This window comes from Vibrio sp. S457-15 (assembly GCF_000960545.1).
GTDB lineage: Bacteria > Pseudomonadota > Gammaproteobacteria > Enterobacterales > Vibrionaceae > Vibrio > Vibrio parahaemolyticus.
This window is the reverse complement of sequence record NZ_JYOQ01000033.1, coordinates 32,213-54,964: the sequence shown is the minus strand read 5'-3', so window position 1 is coordinate 54,964 and position 22,752 is coordinate 32,213. Positions and strand designations below refer to the sequence as shown.

The following is a 22,752-nucleotide window of genomic DNA, read 5'->3' as shown; positions in this document are numbered from 1 at the left end:
GAGAGGCCCGAAGGTCCCCCTCTTTGGCCCGTAGGCATCATGCGGTATTAGCCATCGTTTCCAATGGTTATCCCCCACATCAGGGCAATTTCCTAGGCATTACTCACCCGTCCGCCGCTCGACGCCGTTATCGTCCCCCGAAGGTTCAGATAACTCGTTTCCGCTCGACTTGCATGTGTTAGGCCTGCCGCCAGCGTTCAATCTGAGCCATGATCAAACTCTTCAATTTAAGATTTTGTTCGGCTCAATGAATACTGAACATTACATAAAGTAATGTTTGAATTGACTGTGCTGAATCCGAAGATTCAATGGTCACTTCGTTTCATTGAAACCTAATTTGATACCGAGGTATCGAATTGGATTATCATCAACGAGTGCCCACACAGATTGATAGGTTCTTATTTTTAAAGAGCTTTTCTAACATTTTCAGCAACTTAGTTGCTCGTCGTTAGGGGTGCGTATCTTACTTCACGCCGTGAGAGAGTCAAGCATTTTTTTCAAATTTCTTTTCTCTCAATTTCCGACTCGCTGTGTGACTTTCGTCTCACTCCGTGTCGGTGGATGCGCAGTATAGGGAGTTGAGAAATTAGTACAAGCGTTTTTTGCAAAAAAAACTTTCAACCGTTCATTAATCCATCAAAACGCCGAAATTTGCATATTTCTTCGTCACATTTGAGACATATCACAGCAATTGGTTGGAAAAACACCAACCATATACGTAAGATTCATGTGTCTATTCTGTTAAATAGACAATCGATCTCTTTATTATCTATATGTAGTAATCAAAATGACGTCTAAAAAAAATCTGATCCTATGTGCTGGGCTGGCCGTCATTGGGGGAGTGCTATTCTCTCAATTCGCTATTCCACCAGCTTTGAGCTTTCTTATCGGTGTTGCTGCTACTGCTTTTCTATTTTCATTTTCTAGCCAAACACCATCTATTCAACCAACGGAATCTGATCCTTCAACTAAAACGCTGTATGTCGGTAACCTTCCTTATAAAGCAAATGAAAGTCACGTTCGTGATTTATTTGCAGAGTATGGGCAGGTATTTGCTGTGCGCTTAATGAAAGATAAACGCACAGGTAAAAGAAGAGGGTTTGGTTTTGTCGTTATGGCCGCTGCTGATGCAGAACCGGCTATCGCGAAGTTAAATGAAAGGGAATACATGGAGCGAACACTTAAAGTTCGTATTGCTAACGATCCGAAACACCCAGATGGCGATAAATCTGGACTGGATTAAATCCTAATTTCGCCAGACAAATGTTCAGTGCATCTTCTTGCCAAGGAGGTGCACTGGCAAAGATTCGTTTTATCCCTTCTTCTTTCTCTTCAAGCTCACCACAAGAAAGTAATGCTTTAACCCGGCGCGCTATCGCCTCCCCAGAATCAATCAAAACGACGTTGCTACCCAGCACTTGCTGAATTTCGCTTTTGATTAATGGGAAGTGTGTACAACCAAGTACAGCGACGTCTACTTTATTGCATAACGGCGATAAGATACTTTTCAGTTCATCCAAAGGAACACTATCACCACGTAGCTTTTCTTCTGCCATATCAACCAAACGCGTCGAACCTAGCAGTTCAACTGGCTTACCTTGCGCAAAATCGCGGATCAGCTCATGAGTGTATTGACGAGTGACGGTCGCAGGCGTTGCGATTAACCCTACTCCCTGAGTCGCTAGTAAGGAGGCCGGTTTGATGGCAGGCACGACGCCAACAACTGGCACTGATAAGTTGTCACGCAATGACGGCAATACGATTGTACTGGCAGTATTGCACGCAATGACGACGATATCGATGTGATGCTCTGCTACCAATGCGGAAACCAGCTGATTGACGCGCGAGATAAGCACATTCTGATCGAGTTCGCCGTAAGGATAAGCTTCGTTATCGAACAGATAGAAGTAGTCTAAGTGTGGAAGGAGTTGGTGAATTTCTTGGAAAACTGATAGTCCGCCGACACCGGAATCAAACACTAGAACTTTTTTCTTACTTGATGCTCGCACGAGTCTTACCTGATGAATAGAGACTCGGCGATCATACTGGTTAGATTTGTTTTGGCAATGCTTTGGCGCGGTATCTTTGATGGCTAAATCGCTCCCCTATTTCCACTTCAAGCTTAGTCAGTTCTATATGTCCTTGAAATGATGGGGTTGATGTCACCAATGTGTGGAACTCACCATTTTCTCCACATGGATCAATATGACGTGGTAATGACTCGATTAATACTTGGTCATACCAACGACCACACCATTCTGAAGCAAGTGCCTTTCCATCAGTGGTAATCAACATAGTTTTAATTCCACGTGCTATGACTTCCATCGCTAAGCTCAAACTATTCTCCCCTAAGAGAGGAAAGACACATTCCCATCCTGCTGGCTCAATGTAGCTACGACGATAATCGGCAATACCATTGCAGAACATATCGCCGAATGCGACAGCTTCTACGTTCAGCCCACTACTTTGTAATGCATTAACGATGGCCGATTGATAAATGTCGTTACTCGGAAAGACTTCAGGCAGCTCTATAGTAATGAGCGGAAGAGCAAGTAAGTCTGCTTGCATTTGCACGACCTCAAGCGGAGTTGCTTGGAAAGGGACTTCTTTCCCTACGTAAGTCGTGTATAACCCAACCACCTGATAGTCCGGGTTTTCGTTTAAACGCTCTAACGTTAGTGTAGAGTCTTTACCGCTCGACCAGCTGATTACGACACGTTTTGGTTTCGTCATTTTGTTTTCCAGCCATTTTCTGCACACCAATAATGATAAAGACCGCCAATAAGGCGGCCTTTGTTGTATCAAACGCAATTAGAATCGATAGTCAGCGGATACAAAGTACTGACGCCCAGGAGTTGCGTAACCTGAGTACATCTCGTAGTTCTTATCGAAAGCGTTGCTTAGTTTGGCGTTGATGTCCCAACTTGAGTTTACAGCGTAAGAAGCGGTGAAGTTCCATAGGCTGTAGCTCGGTAGTCTTGTACTACCATTAAAGCGCTCACCTTGGTAAAGATACTGCGAACCCAACGTCCATTGGTCAAATGTCGCATAAGCATTCCACTTAGCACCACGCTTGGAGCGGTATGCTAGTTGGGTATCTTCTGCACCAGACTTGTCGACAGGATCTTTGTAATCTAGGTAGAACTCATGAGAGACAATATCAGTATCGAGTTTAACTTCTAGTTCGATACCTTTAATCTCAGCTTCACCAATGTTTTGCATGCCCGCACCTTTCCAGATCAGCATGTTTTCAATTTGGTTGTAATACCCAGTTACAGTCCAATCAACAATCGATGCCACACCAGATAACGATAGTTCCGTGTTTTTTGACTCTTCAGGCTTTAAGTTCGGCATTTCATAGCCAGGGTAATACAAGTCAACAAAGCTAGGCGCACGGAATGCAGTGCCGTGGCTCAGCGTTAATTCGTATCCTTCGTAAACTTTCCAACCTGCTGCGGTTTGCCACGTAGTGTTGTTGCCAAACTGGTTGTTTTCATCATTACGTACGCTGGCTTCGAAGGTCCATGCATTCAATGCATATTGAGCAATTGCGCTGATGCCAATGTTTGTTCTTGGATTCTTCTCTGGGTTGTAGTCTTTCGCTGGTCCCCAGTCACTTGGTGCAAGGTAGCCTTTTGCTAACTTCTCATTACGGTAATCTAAGCCGCCTCCAATACTCAGTTCATCATTGATGCTGTATGAGTTTAGCCAAATTGCATTGAACTGTTCGATGGCCACGTGATCGCCGGTCGACTTACTTTGGCCCGATTTAAGGTCATAGTTGTCTTGTTGACCGTAAGCTAACTTCAACTCAGAAGTGTAAACATCTTTAGAATACTCAAGTGACAAATCTGCACCTACGTATTCCACTTCACCCGTTTTCTTTTCGTGCTTATCTACTGTTCCCCACCCAGGATTGCCATAACTGCTGTTGTCATAGTCGTATTCGTTGCTGTATGTACTAAAGCCAACGTAACCAGAAAAATTATCAGAAAAGTTTTGCTGGTAACCTAATTTAAGGTTCAACGTTTCAAATCCGTGCTCATCGCCATCATTCAAACCCGGCAAAGGTTTAACGTTAAAACCATCCGTTTTCTCGTAACCTAATACCCCTTTGATGTGCTTACCTTCACCTACAGGTTTAGATACGGCAAACGTGCCTTTTTTATGATTGTTGGAGCCATAACCCGCCGACACTCGGCTTGCATCATCATCAATACTTGCTCGAGTAATAATGTTGATTACGCCGGAAATCGCCTCTGAGCCATAGATAGATGCGCGTGCGCCGCGAATGTAGTCGATACGTTCAATAGAGTTGATTGGAAATTGGTTGAAATCGATACCGCCCATGATTGCGCGAGGCATGCGTACACCATCAACCAAAACCAACACTTGGGTGGCACTGCCACCGCGAACAAAAATCGATGCGCTTTGGCCACGGCCACCATATTGAGCAACCTCAATACTAGGCAAAGTACGGAACACATCAAACAAACTGTCAGCTTGCTGACGGCGAATATCTTCTTTCGTTACTGTCACGGTTTGAGCTAGAACAGCACCATCGATTTGCTTGAATCGATTCGCAGTAACTACGATGGTTTCGTCAACAGAAGTTTCTTGGGCCTGTAGATAAGAGACAGGTGAAAGCAGCGATGCCAGGGTGATCGCCAATGCGGATTTTTTCATTATATTGTCCTAAATCGCGTAATTCCTTCCGAGCCCTGCCTCCTTAGGCAGTCCAATGCTGTGGCTCAGTTGCTGGCAGGTATTCGGACTGAAGAGCGAGGTTTACACCACCTAGTTGCTCGACTTCCCACATAAACTAATGCAGTGTCGTGATGAGCGTTCGTTCTCTTTTACCGCTGCGCGTCAGTTCTGGATTTTCACCAGATTCCCATTTCAGCCATCTAGATTGCTAGATGCCACCAGCTTGAGGCAAATATTATTCAGCTATTGATTATTTGTCCAGCCAATATTGCCCATAGAAATTGTAACGTTTTGATTAATTTTGCTTTCTCCTCAACCTGTACGCACTATCTTTAAATCAATTCCCGTACAAAACTGGACATACTGTTGAGATTGAATAAAATCTGCGCTCTTAAATTGAATGCACCATAAAAGGTAAGATCATGGCTACTCTTGATGTCAATCCACAACGCTACCAAGAACAACTGGCTGAAAAAGTCGAACGTCTCACTGATATGTTCGCGCCATACAACGTGCCAGAACTGGAAGTGTTTGAATCACCAGAGCAGCATTACCGTATGCGTGCTGAGTTCCGTGTTTGGCATGAAGGTGAAGACCTGTACTACATCATGTTCAACCAAGAGACTCGTGAGAAATACCGCGTAGACCAATTCCCAGCAGCCAGCCGTCTGATCAACGATTTGATGCCGCTATTGGTTGAAGCGATGAAAGACAACGAATCCCTACGCCGTAAACTATTCCAAGTCGATTTCCTATCGACGCTAAGCGGTGAGATTCTGGTTTCACTGCTTTACCATCGCCAACTTGATGAAGAGTGGATTGAAAACGCGAAAGCCCTTAAACAGCGTTTAAATGATGAAGGCTTTAACCTAAACATCATTGGTCGCGCACGTAAGATGAAAATCATCCTAGACCGTGACTACGTGATCGAAAAACTGGACGTAAATGGCCAAAGCTACATCTACCAGCAAGTCGAAAACAGCTTCACCCAACCGAATGGCAAAGTAGCAGAGAAGATGTTGGAATGGGCGGTTGACTGTACTCAAGAGAGCACTGGCGACCTACTAGAGCTTTACTGTGGTAACGGCAACTTCTCGTTAGCATTAGCGCAAAACTTCGACCGTGTACTTGCTACTGAGCTTGCTAAGCCTTCGGTAGAATCAGCACAATACAACATTGCAGCGAACAAGATCGACAACGTACAAATCATCCGTATGTCGGCAGAAGAATTTACAGAAGCAATGGAAGGTAAGCGCGAATTCCGTCGTTTAAAAGACAATGGTGTCGATCTGAAGAGCTACAACTGCAACACGATTTTTGTCGATCCACCACGTGCAGGTATGGATGTGGATACGTGCAAAATGGTGCAATGTTACGAGCGCATCATGTACATCTCTTGTAATCCAGAGACCCTAAAAGAAAACTTGGACATTCTAAGTGAAACTCACAATGTGACGCGCTTTGCTCTGTTTGACCAATTCCCTTACACCCACCACATGGAAGCCGGCGTTTTACTAGAACGTAAAGCGTAAGCCACCAGCGAAAGACATAAAAAAAGCGAGCTCAATAGCTCGCTTTTTTGTTGGAATTTTTTCAATTATTCAGCAGAAGTTTTCTTTTCCATGAAACCCAGCTTTTTACCAATCCATGCCAATAGGATCATCGACACCATGATTGCGAAGAAATTTGAGCCTGCTTCTGGGTATTGCGCTTTGATAAACGCAGAGTGACCAAAGGCACCAACAAAGAAACACGCTAAGCCCACTAAGGGAATATCTTCCGATACCGGGTTGTTTAAGTACTCTTGGTAAAGAGCTTGTACAGCCAGTACGAGTGCAATCAGTGGGAAGATTGAGAAAGACACTTCACTCATGGTCAACCATGACAATAAAGCATCACCACACATACCTGCAACCAGTGCCAAAATCAGCGTTTTCTTTTCAGATTTATTTCCATTCGACATTATTCTATCCCGCCTTTTAATCGGTTACGTTCACGTTCTTTGCGATACCAATAGGCCCCTTTGGCTATCATTCGCAATTGCATGATCAATCGCTCGGCGAGTTCATCGCGCTCACGTCGATCTAAATCTAAAGCTTCAGCACCCGAACTAAAGACCAAAGTCACCGACGCCTCTGCTTGAGTATACGCCTCTTCTCTGGTCATACCGGTGCTCATTAAATACTCGGTTAATTCTGCCGCAAAATGCTGAATTTCTCGAGCGACGGCAGTACGAAATTCAGAAGAAGTGCCAGAGCGCTCACGCAATAATAAGCGGAATACGTTAGGGCTACTTTCAATGAATTCCATAAAGGTTTCAACCGAAGTTCGAATCACACTGCCTTCTTTGACAATACGTTGACGTGCCTGACGCATCAGTTGACGTAATAGTAAACCTCCTTCATCAACCATTGTTAAGCCTAGCTCATCCATGTCTTTGAAGTGACGATAAAAAGAAGTGGGTGCAATTCCTGCCTCTCGGGCAACTTCTCGCAAGCTGAGACTGGAAAAGCTGCGATCCGCACTTAATTGACTAAATGCCGCATCGATCAGCGATCGACGTGTCTTCTCTTTTTGTTGCGCGCGGATTCCCATCGATTTCATTCTTAACTTGCTCTTTTCTGTAGGGTACAAGAGCTTCAATATAACGCAATTCACCCCTACGGAGAAAGATATGTTGCCTCACCCAAGGTAAGCGGCGAGAACGTTACTATTAGCATGCATCTAATTGCAATGTTCTCGAGTCAATTTATAGACATACAACATACCAATTCATCCTTTTGTTCGATTCTGCGTGATCACTTCCACTCTCTCGCAGCCATTACGTGTACGTATAGAGCAAATGAGTTAAAATCGCGCTAAAGCAATGTTAAGCAAATATAACAAGGAAGGCATCATGGCGCATGTTAATCACTATGACGTGATCGTAATTGGTAGTGGCCCTGGCGGAGAAGGGGCTGCAATGGGGTTAACCAAAGCGGGACTGAATGTTGCCATCGTCGAGAAAGAAAGCAGTGTGGGCGGCGGCTGTACGCACTGGGGAACCATTCCATCGAAAGCGCTGCGCCATGCAGTAAGCCGTATCATCGAATTCAATAGCAACCCGCTATTTTGCAGAAACAACACCAGCCTTCATGCAACATTTTCTGACATTTTAGGCCATGCGAAAACGGTCATCGATAAACAGACTTGCCTTCGTCAGGGGTTTTACGACCGCAATGACTGCACGCTGCTGTTCGGTACTGCACGTTTTATTGATACGCACTCTATCGCGGTAATGCAAAATGACGGTACGGAAGAAATCTACTCGGCCGATAAATTTGTCATCGCGACGGGCTCTCGTCCTTACCGACCAAACGATGTCGACTTCTTGCATGAACGAATCTACGACAGTGACTCTATCCTGAGCCTGAAACACGACCCTCGTCATATCATCATTTATGGTGCAGGCGTTATCGGTTGTGAGTACGCCTCTATCTTCCGTGGACTTGGTGTGAAAACCGACCTGATCAATACCCGGGATCGTTTGTTGGAGTTCTTGGATAACGAAGTGTCTGATGCACTGTCTTACCACTTCTGGAACAGCGGCGTTGTCATTCGTAACGACGAAACCTACGAGAAAATCGAAGGCACAGAAGATGGCGTCATTATTCACCTGCAGTCAGGCAAGAAAATGCGCGCCGATTGTTTGCTGTATGCGAACGGCAGAACCGGTAACACCGACAAACTCAGTTTGGATGTCGTCGGTCTAGAATCGGATTCTCGCGGCCAGCTTAAAGTGAACCGCAACTACCAAACGGCGGTTGAGCACATTTACGCAGTGGGTGATGTGATTGGTTACCCTAGCCTTGCGAGCGCAGCCTACGACCAAGGACGATTTGTCGCACAAGCGATCACCAAAGGTCAGGCAGAAAACTATCTGATTGAAGACATCCCAACAGGCATCTACACCATTCCAGAAATCAGCTCTGTTGGTAAAACAGAACAAGAACTGACGGCAGCGAAAGTGCCTTATGAAGTTGGCCGCTCTTCTTTCAAGCATCTGGCACGTGCGCAAATTGCAGGCAAAGATGTCGGCAGTTTGAAAATTTTGTTCCATCGTGAAACCAAGGAAATTCTTGGCATTCACTGCTTTGGTGAACGTGCAGCGGAAATCATCCACATTGGTCAAGCCATCATGGAACAGAAAGGCCAAGCCAATACGATTGAATATTTCGTGAATACTACCTTCAACTACCCGACCATGGCTGAAGCCTATCGTGTAGCGGCATTGAATGGGCTGAACCGATTGTTCTAGTAGCCATACAATGCTGAGATAATGAGGTTAAATGAGTATTTGGGTTGCCATGATCCAAATGCAAAAACAGCAGGTTTTCGACCTGCTGTTTTTATTTACGCGAGGAACGTTCCTTTACGCCATTGATAGAAGAATATCGCTCCGAGACCAATCCCTCGCATCGCCATAAAGCTGGTCATCGCCAACCAAAGCGCATGGTTTTGCCAGCCAGAGAACAAAAAGAAGATTGCGAAGAAGCAGCACGTTGCGACAAACATACTATTCCGCATGTCCTTGCCTTTAGTGGCACCAACAAAAATGCCATCGAATAAGAAACACCACATGGATGCCAACGGCATCACCACCAGCCAAGGTAGATAGATCGCTGCTTGCTGCTGCACAATCGCAATAGAAGTGATCATGGCGATCAAATTCGATCCCGCTAAGCCAAATACCGCAGTAAGCCCTAAGCAGATGATCAGACTCCAAAAGAATGTGCCCACCAGAGAATCACTAAGCTGAGCTCTGTCTTTCGCGCCAATCGCTTTCCCCACCATCGCTTCCATCGCGTAGGCAAAGCCATCCATGCCATAGGAAATCATCATCAAGAAGCTCATCAACACAGCGTTTGCCGCGACAACATCATCACCAAAGCTCGCGCCCTGAAACGTCATAAAGCTAAACGCAGCTTGCAAACATAATGAACGAAGAAAGATATCGCGATTGAGTTTCACAAATCGCCCTAACCCATGCTGAGTGTCAGCAAGTAATTGCTTGGGTAACGGCAACTGACGTGCTTGCCATGTCTTCCAAACGCAGACCAAACCAAACGCCATGCCTGAGTAATCAGCAATCACGGATGCAAGCGCAGCACCTTCAACTTTCCAACCTAAGCCCATCACAAATAACAAATCGAGAGCGATGTTGGTGACATTGGTGATGATCACCATCCACATAGGCGCTTTGGAGTTTTGCGTGCCGAGCAACCAGCCCAACAACACAAAATTCATCAGTGCCGCCGGCGCACTCCACACTCGGATAGAGAAATATTGCATGCCGTAGTGCTTCACTTCAGCACTGGCATCACTCCAGCCAAAAATCAGATCAGCAAGTGGGCTATGGACTATGAGGAACACAAAAGCAAACAGCAAAGCCATGAATGAGCCCTGCATGAACACCAATGCGAGCTGTTTTCGGTCTTCGCCGCCATAGGACTGCGCCGCCAACCCTGTAGTCGACATGCGTAAGAAGCCAAGCAGCCAGAACGTTACGCTGATCATGGTACTGCCCAGCGCAACGCCGCCCAAATACCACGCGTGCTCTAGGTGGCCAATCACCGCCGCATCGACTAAGCCTAATAGTGGAACGGTAATATTCGACAGCACCATCGGGATCGCGAGCGCTAACACCTGACGATGCACTTGAGGATTCGATAAAGGAGAGAAAATAGAGTTTGTCACAGGCACCTCGTTGTTTAGATCGACGAGTGTACCTGAGTGCTTAATGACTAGCCAATTACCACTTGATGTGAACAAGCACTGGCGTGAGACGATGCTTTAGCATTGGAATTTTATTGAGCCAGCGTTGCCAAGCTTTCCATCGTGAACAGAATCGGTCGAATGGCGAGAGCGCTTTCACCCATTGTGCCCACGGCAACCATCTCAGAACTTGTTCCGCCGGTGCCTCAAATCCATGGGCATAGCAATCCGAGCCAAGCTTTTGCCCCCACTTGCTTTCTGTTAAGTCTCCAGCGAGTACCATACAGACCTCAGCCGAGACAAAATGGCGACCTAAGTTTTGAATAAACCGCGCAACATGTCGCTCAGAGCAATCCAACAATGCCATTTCGCACAGAATCAATACGGGTGATTTATCTGGAATGGTCAGAGATTCGAGCCACGACATGTCTTCCACACTCCCACTGCGATGTTCGTAGCGTTCGTTTTTATGGAATAGACGCTGACGCCAAACTAGATTCTCCGTAACATCCAATTCAATCCAGTGACAGCGGCCGTTATCCAAACGGTAAAAACGGGTATCGAGTCCAGCTCCAACATTGATGATCCAAGCGTCCGGATTTTGCTGCAAAAACTGCGTTACCTGTTGGTCGCACAGTTGAGTCAACGTCACGTGTAGCAGCTGCTTTTGCGCGATATCACCACTTAAACAATCAGGTGCCATCTTGCAGCTTAGACAAGCTTTCGCTGCAATGGGGTCATACACCAAACCATTGTCGACCATGCTTTCACGGCTGCGTAATAGCAAAGGCTTCAATAGATGATTAGGAACTTGATGTTTTGGCTTAGACATGGGCATTTCCTGCGCCAGTGAGAAAGAGTGGACACTGGAAAGGATGATAATGAATGTCAATTGCATTATCAAGCACAGAGATAGGGGCGATAAGAATATTAGAAGTAAACAGAGAGCAGGAGCTCAAAGCGGATGAGAAAAAAAGTGCTAAGACAAATAGGCAACAGCCCAGCGAAGCTGGGCTGTTGCGATAAACTTACATCCAATCGGTATTGCGAATAATACCAACGGCTAAGCCTTCAATAGTCAGATGCTGAGACGTTAAGTCTACTTGAATCGGTGCGAACTCTTCATTCTCTGCATGCAATAAAACGGTTGAACCTTTACGTTCCAAGCGCTTGACGGTCACATCGTCATCAACACGAGCAACGACAACCTGACCATCGCGAACATCTTGTGTTTTGTGCACAGCAAGCAAATCACCGTCCATAATACCGATGTCTTTCATACTTTCGCCGTTTACACGAAGTAAGAAATCCGCTTGCGGCTTGAACATCGCAGGGTCAACTTGGTAGTGCGCTTCTACGTGCTCTTGAGCCAGAATCGGCTCACCCGCAGCGACTTGACCAATCAGAGGCAAGCCCTGTTCGTCATTGGCCGCATCTTCAAGCAGGATTCTGATCCCACGCGATGCGCCCGGAATAATTTCAATGGCTTGCTTACGAGCAAGCGCTTTTAGGTGTTCCTCTGCGGCATTCGCAGAGCGGAAGCCAAGCTCACGCGCAATCTCTGCACGAGTTGGTGGCATTCCGGTGTCATCGATTTTGCTTTTAATCAAATCGAAGACTTGTTGTTGGCGTGGCGTTAACGGCTTCATGTCTCACCTGTCTTTTTATACAGTTAACTGTGAGTATATCCAGTAAATGGTCAAATGGAAACCCAATTGGTTGTTTTTTAATTTATTTGCTTCGCTTTCTGAACTTGCCCACAAACTGTGGCGCAAAGCGCGTTTAAAACACCGTGTCTGAAGTTAATCAAAGTAAAGCAACAACTTAGGAGTTCGACTAATTTCCACTCAATAAAATTAAAAGGTTTGACCAGTTTCTGGTATCCTTGCTGCGCTTAAAATTTATTGCCTAGGCTTATTTCTATTGCCGTACTCATTTCTTTGCCAAGAAGTTGAGCCACGCGGACACAGAACTAAGGTTGGGCCTGTTTGAATACCTATTGAGGCTGTGAACTTTATGTCTTCTGGACAATCATTTTCACGTTCATTACTAAAACTACCTTTATCGGTAATGGTAAAGGGCACCACAATCCCATCGAATCCGATTGACGATCTCAACATCGACCTAACTAAGCCGATTGTGTATGCCTTGCCGTTCCGTTCGAACGTGGATTTGCTGACACTGCAAAAACAAGCCATGAGCCTTGGGCTACCAGACCCGCTCAGTCCGCTGGAAATCAATGGCAAAACGCTTAATCGTTTCGTCTTTATTGCCTCACGTCCAACCGTGATGGGCAATGACAACGACATCCCGACAGATTCTGTTTCTCTATTTACTGAGCTGCTGGAACTGCACAAGCTTGATAGCGAGCTTGATGTGCAGATGATCCCTGCGACCGTACTTTGGGGACGCAAACCAGGTAAAGAAGAGAGCCATCGCCCGTACCTGCAACCAATGAATGGGCCACAAAAAGCGAAAGCGGTAATGGCAGCAGGTCGTGACTGTTTGGTGCGCTTTAGCCCGGTGGTTTCACTGCGTTATATGGCGGATTCTCACGGTACAGACAGTGCTATTGCGCATAAATTGGCGCGCGTGGCACGTATCCACTTTTCTCGTCAAAAATTGGCGGCATCAGGTCCAAACCTACCGCAACGCCAAGTGCTATTTGCTCGCCTGTTAAAGTCACCTGCAATTGAACAAGCGATTGAAGACGAGGCAAAAAGCAAAGACATTTCGATTGAGAAAGCGCGCAAAGAAGCCCATGACATCATGGATGAAATCGCAGCCGACTTCTCATACGGTCTGGTGAAGAACGGCGATCGCATCCTGAGCTGGCTGTGGACCAAACTGTATCAAGGCCTGCACATCAACAACGCTTCGACAGTACGTCGCTTGGCGCAAGATGGCCATGAGATCGTTTACGTGCCGTGTCACCGTAGTCACATGGACTACCTACTGCTGTCTTACGTTCTGTACCATGAAGGTATGGTGCCACCGCACATTGCTGCGGGTATCAACCTGAACTTCTTCCCTGCGGGTCCGATTTTCCGTCGTGGTGGTGCGTTCTTTATTCGTCGTAGCTTTAAAGGCAACAAACTGTACTCCACGATTTTCCGTGAGTATCTAGCCGAGCTGTTTGCAAAAGGTTACTCGGTAGAGTACTTCAGCGAAGGTGGTCGCTCACGTACCGGCCGCTTACTGCAAGCGAAAACGGGTATGTTGGCCATGACGATTCAAGCGATGCTGCGTGGTCTAAACCGTCCGGTAACGCTGGTACCGGTTTACATCGGTTACGAGCACGTAATGGAAGTTGGCACTTACGCCAAAGAGCTGCGCGGTAAACGTAAAGAGAAAGAAAACGCAGGTCTTGTTCTGCGCACTCTACGTAAACTGCGTAACTTTGGTTTGGGCTACGTGAACTTCGGTGAGCCAATTCAGCTCAACCAATACCTTAACGAGCACGCGCCAGAGTGGACAAAAGACATCGATAGCATGGGCGGTAGCAAACCACAGTGGATGAACCCTGTGGTCAATGAGCTAGCGAACAAGATGATGACGCACATTAACGATGCGGCAGCGGCAAACGCCTTAACGCTTTGTGCAACAGCATTGTTGGCTTCTCGTCAACGTGCACTGTCTCGTGATTCTCTGATCAATCAGATTGAGTGCTACTTGAAGCTACTGAAGAACAACCCATACTCAAGCACTTCAACCATCCCAACGGAAAGTGCTGAAGAGTTGGTTGATCACGCTATCTCGTTAGATAAGTTTGTGATTGAAACAGACAGCATGGGCGACATCATTTCTCTTGATCGTAGTCAATCGATTCTGATGACTTACTATCGCAACAACATCATTCACTTGTTTGCGCTGCCATCATTGATTGCCCAGATGATTATTCGTCAGCGCAATCTCACCGTGGAGAAAATCCAAGAGAACGTCGCGCAAATCTACCCATTCTTGAAGAAAGAGCTGTTCCTAAGCTACCAAGAGGAAGATTTAAACGACCTTGTGGTGAAAACGTTGAATGAGTTTGCCGAACAGAAAATGATCTGTCTTGATGGCAACAAATTGGAAATCAACCAATCAAACAACCAACCGCTGGTTCTACTTGGTCGCACGATTACTGAGACGCTGCAGCGTTACTCCATCGCCATGAACCTATTGGTTGCGTACCCTGAATTGGGTAAATCGGATCTGGAACAGAAGAGCCAAGACATCGCGCAACGTTTAGGTCGCCTGCACGGTATCAACGCGCCGGAGTTCTTCGACAAAGGTGTGTTTACCGCCATGTTCAATACGCTCAAACAGCAAGAGTACCTCGATAGCGACGGTAACTGCGATAAGAAGAAAACGCAGAAATTTGCCAAGCTACTGTTTACGCTGCTGTACCCAGAAGTGAAGTTGACCATCGAAGAAAGTATCCACCAACTTCAGGCATAACAAACACAAAAAAACAAAAGGCATCCAATTGGATGCCTTTTTTGATCTTCGGATTGATTACCAGAACGCGACTAATAAACCTATCGCTATCACCATGCCAACGTAGTTGTTGTTAAGGAAAGCTCTGAAACACAAATCGCGCTCGCGGTGGCGGATCAAATGCTGCTGATAAACAAACAATGATGCGGCAATCAGCACCGTCCAGTAGTAACTTTGGCCTAATTGATAAAACTGCCCTAGCCCCACCAACATCGCCAACGTCACTAACTGTAACACTCCAATAATTAACTTGTCGTGGCGACCGAACAGAATCGCTGTCGATTTGATACCGATTTTTAAATCGTCATCGCGATCCACCATTGCATACTGAGTGTCGTAGGCAATCGTCCACAATGCATTAATCACAAACACAAACCAAACCATCACTGGTAGCTCACCGGTTTGTGCCGCCCACGCCATAGGAATCGCCCAGCTAAACGCTAATCCCAAAAACAGCTGCGGGATATGCGTGTAACGCTTCATAAAAGGGTAAATAAAGGCTAAGACAAGGCCCGCAAAAGAGAGCTGAATCGTTAAGGGGTTCATGGTCAACACAAGTAAGAATGAGCTCACGGCCAGAACCAAAAATAAGCCAATCGCCTCTTTCGCCGTGACCTTACCCGAAGGCAATGGACGCTGTTTAGTACGCTTCACATGACCATCGACTTTGCGGTCTGCAAAATCGTTAATGACGCAGCCTGCACTACGCATTAAAAATACACCCAACACAAATACAATGAGCACATCCCAACTCGGTATGCCTTGGGCTGCAATGACCAGAGCCCAAACCGTTGGCCACAACAATAATAGTGAACCAATTGGGCGATCCATTCGCATCAGCTGCCAATATGCTTTGGCTTTTTCTGCGGACATTTACCCTCTCTCCTTGGCGTAAATAGGTGAATTCGATAAGAATAACTCAGCGACTAACATAGGTTTGTGATTCATCCACAACCTTGAGCGTCGTGCGAGAAAACGGCCTTGAGGCAAGTGAACCCAACCCATTTGGAGCGAGTCGCGCTCGACATTATCGGCGCTAAAGACGGTGAGCCCTAGTGGGATATCGCCTTGCTGCGCTAAGTCGTATTGCTGATCGACCAACGTAGTACGTGGGATCAAAGTACGACCAACAACCCAAGGGCAGTCGTCTCCACACAGGACGACCTCTCTTAGGAGGCAATCTTGCTCAGACAGTAACTGACTTTCATCCGATTTCAGTGTCTTCGCTGTGACGATATGATTTTGCAGCAGCTCTACCGTCAATTCCTGACAGTGCTGCTTTAAACGACGTGACAAAGACCCTTGTTCTTCCAGCCAATGCTTGGCAAATTCGTTTGGAAATTCAAATTCTTCGGGCTTTTGCCACTCTACTTCCAATAAAGAAGCAAGATAGAGTGATGTTGGCTGATTCATACTAGTATTCAATTGGAGGCTTTATGCGTACAATAAAGCAACAACTTACCGTCTTATTGAAACCGTAAGTTCCGTTATTTGTTATAGACGGTCTATTGTATCAAGACTGAAGCGATTCGAATATCGCGATCCAGAGAAAGAAAAGTTAGAAATATGTACAAACGTTATGTAGCCCAAATTATTTTTGCGTTAACAATCCTGATCTCCGCACCAAGTTGGGCTGAAACGGAAGAGACTGGACCAAAATTAGCGTACTTCACCCTAGAGCCAGATTTAACCACTAACTTTTACACCAAAGGTAAAAAATTAGGCTATGTACAAGTGCGTATCGACATCATGGTGATGAGCCAACAAGACCTAGCGATTGTTGAGCACCATCAACCCTTGATTCGCGATGCGGTCATCGAACTCCTAGGCAAACAAACCGAAGATACGATCAAGTCGCTTTCTGGCCGAGAAGACCTACGCAAAACGTTGGTAAAAGAGCTAAACGAAACCTTACTGCCAGAGACAGGGAAAACCGTCATTGCTGATTTGCTGTTTACCAAATACCTCTATCAGTAAGGAACGCTGCTTTAGATACAAAAAGACCGCTTTCGAGCGGTCTTTTTTTGTTTTTGCTATCACGCTTGTTGTTGGTATTTCTGCTTGCCCGAGTCGAACAGCGCAATCGCCATCCCGGCTAACAAGCCAGCTAGGTGAGCCGTATTGGCAATGGCCATAAACGGTTGCACAAAACCAAGTACCAACCACACCAACATAAAACCAATGATGGATTTCGGCAGCGTTAAACCTAAATGAGGTAAACGGTAACCCAAAACCCACAAATAGCCGAGTAGCGCGTACACAACACCAGATAACCCGCCGAAGTTCGCACCTTCAACATAGAACTGGCCAGCACCAGAGAGTGCCGCAGATACCACAAAGATTTGCAGTAACTTGCCAGAACCAAGTCGACGTTCAATATCGCCACCAAGTTGCCACCACCACAACAAGTTAAAGATGATGTGTGTTACCGAGAAATGCAGCAATGCATGACTCACCCAACGCCACAATTGCCATTGCTGGCCTTCAAACGCGGGAAAGTGCAACAGAGCAAATACCCCATTTCCAAAGCCTAACATCTGCAAACCATAAATCACGGCGCATACGGTCATGATCAATAAGGTCACTGGACCGGCTTTGGCTTTGATCATTCCCATGATGCTTGGGCTAGCGTAATGAAATTGGCTCTTACGAGTATCGGCAACGTCCCAGGAAGCGGCGCTGTATTTGCTAGCGGATGGATTCGCCAAAAATTGCTTCAGTTCGGCCTCTGCCTCAACTTCATGCTGGCTGTCCGTAAGCCAAAGTGCAAATTGTCCTTCACCTTCGGGCATCATCTCAATATCTATCTGACGAGAGGCCATATAATCGATAAAGGCTTGCGCCATGCGTGGATTATTTAACGTTACCAATCTCTTCATTAACTTCTCACTATCGGTAGTTGTGCTCGCTGCCAGGCTTCAAAGCCACCGTCTACACTGTACACCTGTTCGAAACCTTGGTTAACTAAATATTGCGCTGCGCCTTGGCTGCTAATTCCGTGATAACACATCACGAGGATCGGCTGTTCAAACTCTACATCTTCCATAAACGCCACAATCGTATCGTTGGTTAGATGATAAGCCGACTCAGCATGTGCCACGGCAAACGATTGAGGATCACGAATATCTACAAGCTTTGCCTCGCCCTGCTCAAGCAAAGCCTGTGCACCTTGTACATCGATATGCTGAAACTGGTCCATTTACTTTCTCATTCTGTCGTTATGAATATACCCAAATAACCTTGGCACCCGAACTAAAAACTCAGCTGCTCGGTGTATTAAGTCGGAAAAAGTCATTTGGGTATACTGCCGCCATTGTAACCTATCCAGTGGCAAACTTAGACACAAGGATAATCAGGGCTTTTAAAACTGTACACATTCCAACCATTTGTGGATAAAGCTGTGAATTGCGTTGATAAAGTATATTTGGATCTTTTGATCCACAAGATGTAGTGATGATCCTGATCTAGCTGTGTGTATATTTATAACTATCCCCAAGCGACAAAACCGCTATCACCCTTATTTTGTCTGGGTTTCGAACAGTTGATAAATAATTACCTCACAGAGTTATACACAGGCAGCACAGAAAATTTAGATCGCAAACGCTATCTATTTTCGATCGAAAATAAAAAAGCCGAGATCACATGATCTCGGCTTTCTATGAAAATCTTACTTTATATTAGAGGCTGAAGTTAGAACTCACCAACGGCCAATTTCAGCTTCTTCATCGCATTCTTTTCTAACTGACGAATACGCTCTGCAGAAACGCCAAACTCATCAGCCAAGTCTTGCAATGTTGCTTTCTCATCGTCTAACCAACGAGAGCGCACAATGCGTTGGCTACGCTCATCTAGGCTTGCTAGTGCGTGACCAAGACGATTATTGGTGTGCATTTCCCAGTTTGCAGCTTCGATGTTGTCAGCCACGTCCGACGATTTGTCTTCTAGGTACAGCATCGGTGCAGTGTATGAGCTAGTCACACTGTCATCATCGTCAGTTGGCATATCGAACGTTGAATCGACCGCCGCAAGACGTGATTCCATCTCACGAACTTCGGAAGGTTCTACGCCCAACTCACGAGCTACGGTTTCGACTTCGCCATTGTTAAACCAACCTAAGCGTTTTTTCGATTTGCGTAGATTGAAGAACAATTTACGCTGCGCTTTAGTTGTTGCAATTTTAACGATACGCCAGTTACGTAGTACGTACTCATGGATCTCTGCTTTGATCCAGTGAACAGCAAAAGACACCAAACGTACGCCCACTTCTGGGTTAAAACGTTTAACGGCTTTCATTAGACCGATATTGCCCTCTTGTACTAGATCTGCCATTGGCAAACCGTAGCCTGAGTAACCTCGAGCAACGTGAACAACGAATCTTAGGTGTGACAGGATCAGGCCTTTCGCAGCCTCAATCTCACCTTTGTAGTGTAATCGTTCTGCCAGTTCACGCTCTTCGTCTGCTGTCAGCATTGGGTAGCTGTTTACAGAGCGAATATAGCTATCAAGGCTATCTTGCGTGACTAGAGCCATCGGATACGCTTCTTTTGTCATTCAATTCCTCATCAATCTCTGATCTGGAGCATTACATTGCAATTTAGCTTCGATATCTTGAACTCAAAATGAACAAGTTTCAAGAAGGGCGAGCAATTATCCATAAACAATTGGTCTAAACAAGAGGTAAAAATTAGCTTGTGCTAATAAATTCCAAGTATAAGACCTTCATCACTTAAACTGGTTCAATTTCTTTTAAGTGGCGCTGCGCTGAAATGCGCGCGGCAATACAACCTAAAAGGCTACCGGTGATAATCAGCAGCAAAGATTCATCCCAACTTAGGCCAATCAAACGGAATTGGCTGTCGTACAACGCGGCAAGATCTTCTACGGCGCTGTTCATCACAATGGTCACTAACGCCGTAACAAACCAAGCAATGACAGCACCTAGTACACCAAACCACATACCTGTGTATAGGTACGGACGCAAAATGAAGCCGTCGGTCGCACCGATAAGCTTCATGGTTTGAATCTCTTCTTTATTCGCCAGTACATTAAAACGTAATGTGTTACCAACGATTAAAAATACCGCACCCAACATCAGGATTGTCAGAGTCACGACAATAATGCCTGCTAGTGTTTTGATGGCATTTAAGCGCGCAAGCCAGTCTTCATCTAGCCTAACATCGGTCACATCTTGTTGTTGACCTACTTCTTTTGCTAGGGCTTGAATGTCTGTTTTGATATCAGATTCTGGCGTAATCACCAACACGCCCGGTAACGCATAACCGCTTAGCAAGCTCAGTGCTTGGTCAAAACCCGCGTACTGGCTTAAATCGGCCAAACCTTGCTGTGGAGAAATATATTCCACTTCTTTTACAAGAGGCCAAGTTTCAATTTGATCTTTGAGAACCATCACACGCGCATCCGGCATGCCTTCCACTAAGTAAGCACTAACTTGCGAGGGAGATGCCACATCTTCGGCAGCGCCTGCCACGTTTTTGCCCAATAGATACAAACAAGCTGGCATGGCAAGTGCCATGGAGATGACCGCTAGAGTCAGAATGTTGCCTAGTGGTCGTTGCCATAAGGCGCTAAAAGAGGATTTTGCTTGTTTTGCATGGACAGAGAAAAAACCATCGGTATTTGCACGCTTGGCACTGCGGCCTTTCCCTTTCTTTTGGGAGTGCTTGTTACCTGCCATAGTCTTCTACCTCACTTAGGAAGCCTTGGTTCAATTCAAAATGACGATATTGTGGGCGAGTGTTTACTAACCCAACATCGTGCGTGGCAAGTAGGATGGTCACGCCCGCACGGTTAAATTCTTCGAATAAACGCAACACACGATTGGATAATTCTGGGTCAAGGTTACCCGTTGGCTCATCTGCCACTAATAACGTTGGTCGGTTTACCACTGCACGGGCAATACCAACGCGTTGTTGTTCACCACCAGAGAGCTGGCTCGGCAAACAACGGGCTTTATCGAGTAAGCCCGTTTTGTCTAACGCCGCAGAAACGCGACGCTTAATTTCAGTTTCGGAAATAGATTCAATACGCATCGGCAGTGCGACGTTGTCGTACACACTGCGGTCCATTAATAGACGGTGATCTTGAAAGACAATCCCAATATTGCGGCGCAAAAATGGAATGTCTTTGCTTGGGATGCGCGTGATGTCGTGACCATTGAAATGGATTTTGCCATCGGTTGGACGCTCTATCGCACATATCAATTTCAACAAGGTACTTTTACCGGCGCCGGAGTGCCCGCCTAAAAACGCCATTTCTCCGCGCCTCAGGTGAAAATCGACTTTTTGTAGTGCTTGTCGACCACCTCGGTAAGCTTTACTCACTTGTTGAAATTTGATCACCGTTGATTTCCTCTAACTTCAATTACTCTTCACGGCTAAACAAAGCGTCGATAAACTCTTGAGTTTCAAAAGGACGCAAGTCTTCAATGCCTTCGCCAACACCAATGTAGCGAATTGGAATACCAAACTGATCAGCGATAGCGAAAATAACGCCGCCCTTCGCTGTACCATCCAGCTTAGTCAATGTAATCCCGGTTAGAGGAGCTACATCACTGAAAAGTTTCGCTTGGCTAATCGCATTTTGACCAGTACCCGCATCCAGCGTCAGCATGATTTCATGTGGTGCAGAATCATCAATTTTCTTCATCACACGTACAATCTTGCGTAGCTCTTCCATTAGGTTGGCTTTGTTTTGTAGACGACCCGCCGTATCGGCGATAACCACATCGACGCCACGCGCTTTTGCCGCTTCAATCGCATCGTAGATAACCGATGCGCTGTCTGCGCCAGTATGCTGCGCGATCACAGGAACATTGTTACGCTCGCCCCACACTTGTAGCTGCTCAACTGCAGCCGCTCGGAAAGTATCGCCTGCCGCTAACATTACTTTCTTGCCTTGGCTTTGGAACTGCTTCGCAAGTTTACCGATGGTGGTGGTTTTACCCACACCATTCACACCAACCATCAAGATGACATAAGGTGTTTTGCTACTGTCGATATCTAGAGGCTGTTCTACTTTAGATAGAATCTCCGCCATTTCTTCTTTCAGCAGACCATAAAGGGCTTCGCCATCTTTCAGATCACCACGAGAGGCTTTTTCTGTCAGGTTGTTGATGATTTTTGTGGTGGTGTCCATGCCCACATCGGCAATGAGCAGTTGCTCTTCTAGCTCTTCAAATAGGTCGTCATCGATTTTTTTACCGCTGAACAGACCAAAGAAACCAGCACCGATGTTTGCTTTCGTACGGCTTAGGCTGCGCTTAAGGCGAGCGAAGAAGCTTTCTGTCGGCTTTTCTTGCTCTTGAATACGAGGCGCAACCGATACTTGTGGCTCTTCTGCTTCTGCTTCTGCTTCTGCTTCTGCTTCTGCTTCTGCTTCTGCTTCTGCTTCTGCTTCTGCTTCTGCTTCTGCTGGGGCAGCCTCAGCTTTTTCTGGCTCTTGTTCAAGCTCTTGAGTTTGTTGCGCTTGCTCAGCAACCTCTTCGGTTTGCTGCTCTTCAGAAGGCGCTTCCACTGCTTCTTCTGTTACTGTTTCTTCAGTTTTTGGTTTTGGGCTTTGTTCTTCGTCACCAAAACCTAGCCACGAAAGTAATCCGCGCTTCTTTTTTTCCGTCATCTGGGGCTATCCTAGATTGTCTTTATATCTATTAATGACTCTTTTTGGACAAGATTATTATCTGTCTAAAAAAGGCTAATGACAAAGTTGTGAAAACTTTCCAATTAGGTGATTCTAATCTTATTAGTGTTACACTCTGTCATCTTGAATTTTCTGGGCTGTATCCAAGCTCAA

At 46.0% G+C, this 22,752-nt stretch carries 22 protein-coding genes, 1 rRNA gene and 1 riboswitch; of the genes, 6 read left to right on the top strand and 17 right to left on the bottom strand.

The window, feature by feature from the left end; genetic code table 11:
- Positions 1-229, bottom strand: a 16S ribosomal RNA gene (locus UF05_RS05185); the annotation flags it as partial.
- 558 nt (positions 230-787) lie between these two features.
- On the opposite strand from UF05_RS05185, the gene UF05_RS05180 reads away from it, so the two are divergent.
- Complete coding sequence (locus UF05_RS05180; protein ID WP_045545904.1) at positions 788-1,243, top strand: RNA-binding protein; 456 nt, start codon at positions 788-790, stop codon at positions 1,241-1,243.
- Here UF05_RS05180 and murI read toward each other — a convergent pair.
- From murI to UF05_RS05165, 3 genes are all read right to left on the bottom strand, one after another.
- Positions 1,197-2,009: a glutamate racemase gene (murI, locus tag UF05_RS05175; protein ID WP_021454392.1), complete on the bottom strand. Its 813-nt coding sequence runs from the start codon at positions 2,007-2,009 to the stop codon at positions 1,197-1,199. The two genes, UF05_RS05180 and murI, sit on opposite strands and share 47 nt — an antisense overlap.
- A 40-nt stretch (positions 2,010-2,049) precedes the next feature.
- Positions 2,050-2,733, bottom strand: a complete 684-nt coding sequence (locus tag UF05_RS05170) for an ATPase (protein ID WP_045545905.1) — start codon at positions 2,731-2,733, stop codon at positions 2,050-2,052.
- 78 nt (positions 2,734-2,811) lie between these two features.
- Entirely contained in the window at positions 2,812-4,686 is a 1,875-nt protein-coding gene (locus tag UF05_RS05165; protein ID WP_024703592.1) for a TonB-dependent receptor domain-containing protein, read from the bottom strand.
- Positions 4,687-4,743: 57 nt separating this feature from the next.
- A riboswitch (cobalamin riboswitch) is annotated at positions 4,744-4,943 on the bottom strand.
- Positions 4,944-5,129: 186 nt separating this feature from the next.
- Between UF05_RS05165 and trmA the strand changes: the two genes are divergently transcribed.
- Complete coding sequence (gene trmA / locus UF05_RS05160) at positions 5,130-6,239, top strand: tRNA (uridine(54)-C5)-methyltransferase TrmA (RefSeq protein WP_045545906.1); 1,110 nt, start codon at positions 5,130-5,132, stop codon at positions 6,237-6,239.
- Positions 6,240-6,304: 65 nt separating this feature from the next.
- Here trmA and UF05_RS05155 read toward each other — a convergent pair whose 3' ends face one another.
- Together UF05_RS05155 and fabR are read right to left on the bottom strand one after the other, a co-directional pair.
- On the bottom strand, positions 6,305-6,670 hold the full coding sequence (locus UF05_RS05155; protein ID WP_005460363.1) for a YijD family membrane protein: 366 nt from the start codon (positions 6,668-6,670) through the stop codon (positions 6,305-6,307).
- Positions 6,670-7,311: an HTH-type transcriptional repressor FabR gene (gene fabR, locus UF05_RS05150; RefSeq protein ID WP_005480868.1), complete on the bottom strand. Its 642-nt coding sequence runs from the start codon at positions 7,309-7,311 to the stop codon at positions 6,670-6,672. The genes UF05_RS05155 and fabR overlap by 1 nt, the downstream gene beginning before the upstream one ends.
- Before the next feature lie 262 nt (positions 7,312-7,573).
- Between fabR and sthA the strand changes: the two genes are divergently transcribed.
- Complete coding sequence (gene sthA / locus UF05_RS05145) at positions 7,574-9,004, top strand: Si-specific NAD(P)(+) transhydrogenase (protein ID WP_082063955.1); 1,431 nt, start codon at positions 7,574-7,576, stop codon at positions 9,002-9,004.
- Positions 9,005-9,099: 95 nt separating this feature from the next.
- On the opposite strand, the gene dinF is transcribed toward sthA, so the two are convergent.
- A complete protein-coding gene (dinF, locus tag UF05_RS05140) occupies positions 9,100-10,443 on the bottom strand; it encodes an MATE family efflux transporter DinF (protein ID WP_045545908.1) in 1,344 nt (447 codons plus the stop codon).
- 55 nt (positions 10,444-10,498) lie between these two features.
- The gene (locus UF05_RS05135; RefSeq protein ID WP_045545909.1) at positions 10,499-11,293 is read right to left on the bottom strand and encodes a class I SAM-dependent methyltransferase; all 795 of its coding nucleotides are present in this window, start codon (positions 11,291-11,293) and stop codon (positions 10,499-10,501) included.
- Between the two features lie 53 nt (positions 11,294-11,346).
- Between UF05_RS05135 and UF05_RS26280 the strand changes: the two genes are divergently transcribed.
- A complete protein-coding gene (locus tag UF05_RS26280; protein ID WP_197065567.1) occupies positions 11,347-11,487 on the top strand; it encodes a hypothetical protein in 141 nt (46 codons plus the stop codon).
- Between the two features lie 2 nt (positions 11,488-11,489).
- On the opposite strand, the gene lexA is transcribed toward UF05_RS26280, so the two are convergent.
- A complete protein-coding gene (gene lexA / locus UF05_RS05130) occupies positions 11,490-12,110 on the bottom strand; it encodes a transcriptional repressor LexA (RefSeq protein WP_005480871.1) in 621 nt (206 codons plus the stop codon).
- Between the two features lie 367 nt (positions 12,111-12,477).
- On the opposite strand from lexA, the gene plsB reads away from it, so the two are divergent.
- Positions 12,478-14,904 (top strand): glycerol-3-phosphate 1-O-acyltransferase PlsB, encoded by a 2,427-nt coding sequence (gene plsB / locus UF05_RS05125; RefSeq protein ID WP_005460370.1) that lies wholly within the window; start codon positions 12,478-12,480, stop codon positions 14,902-14,904.
- Positions 14,905-14,961: 57 nt separating this feature from the next.
- On the opposite strand, the gene ubiA is transcribed toward plsB, so the two are convergent.
- On the bottom strand, positions 14,962-15,816 hold the full coding sequence (gene ubiA / locus UF05_RS05120; protein ID WP_005460372.1) for a 4-hydroxybenzoate octaprenyltransferase: 855 nt from the start codon (positions 15,814-15,816) through the stop codon (positions 14,962-14,964).
- Complete coding sequence (locus UF05_RS05115) at positions 15,817-16,356, bottom strand: chorismate lyase (protein WP_021448417.1); 540 nt, start codon at positions 16,354-16,356, stop codon at positions 15,817-15,819. It abuts the gene before it with no gap.
- A gap of 153 nt (positions 16,357-16,509) precedes the next feature.
- On the opposite strand from UF05_RS05115, the gene UF05_RS05110 reads away from it, so the two are divergent.
- Positions 16,510-16,920: a flagellar basal body-associated protein FliL gene (locus UF05_RS05110; RefSeq protein ID WP_005460376.1), complete on the top strand. Its 411-nt coding sequence runs from the start codon at positions 16,510-16,512 to the stop codon at positions 16,918-16,920.
- 59 nt (positions 16,921-16,979) lie between these two features.
- Here UF05_RS05110 and glpG read toward each other — a convergent pair whose 3' ends face one another.
- From glpG to ftsY, 6 genes are all read right to left on the bottom strand, one after another.
- Positions 16,980-17,822 carry a rhomboid family intramembrane serine protease GlpG gene (gene glpG, locus UF05_RS05105; RefSeq protein ID WP_005496414.1) on the bottom strand — a complete coding sequence of 281 codons (843 nt, stop codon included), beginning with the start codon at positions 17,820-17,822 and terminating at the stop codon, positions 16,980-16,982.
- Complete coding sequence (gene glpE, locus UF05_RS05100) at positions 17,822-18,142, bottom strand: thiosulfate sulfurtransferase GlpE (RefSeq protein ID WP_005460380.1); 321 nt, start codon at positions 18,140-18,142, stop codon at positions 17,822-17,824. Before glpE ends, glpG begins: the two co-directional genes overlap by 1 nt.
- A 491-nt stretch (positions 18,143-18,633) precedes the next feature.
- Positions 18,634-19,494, bottom strand: coding sequence for an RNA polymerase sigma factor RpoH (gene rpoH, locus UF05_RS05095; RefSeq protein WP_020839826.1), 861 nt, complete (start codon positions 19,492-19,494; stop codon positions 18,634-18,636).
- A 175-nt stretch (positions 19,495-19,669) separates the two neighbouring features.
- Positions 19,670-20,638, bottom strand: coding sequence for a permease-like cell division protein FtsX (gene ftsX, locus UF05_RS05090; RefSeq protein ID WP_005481956.1), 969 nt, complete (start codon positions 20,636-20,638; stop codon positions 19,670-19,672).
- Positions 20,628-21,302 (bottom strand): cell division ATP-binding protein FtsE, encoded by a 675-nt coding sequence (ftsE, locus tag UF05_RS05085; protein ID WP_005481953.1) that lies wholly within the window; start codon positions 21,300-21,302, stop codon positions 20,628-20,630. Before ftsE ends, ftsX begins: the two co-directional genes overlap by 11 nt.
- Positions 21,303-21,324: 22 nt before the next feature.
- The gene (ftsY, locus tag UF05_RS05080) at positions 21,325-22,578 is read right to left on the bottom strand and encodes a signal recognition particle-docking protein FtsY (protein ID WP_045545910.1); all 1,254 of its coding nucleotides are present in this window, start codon (positions 22,576-22,578) and stop codon (positions 21,325-21,327) included.
- Positions 22,579-22,752 lie beyond the last annotated feature (174 nt).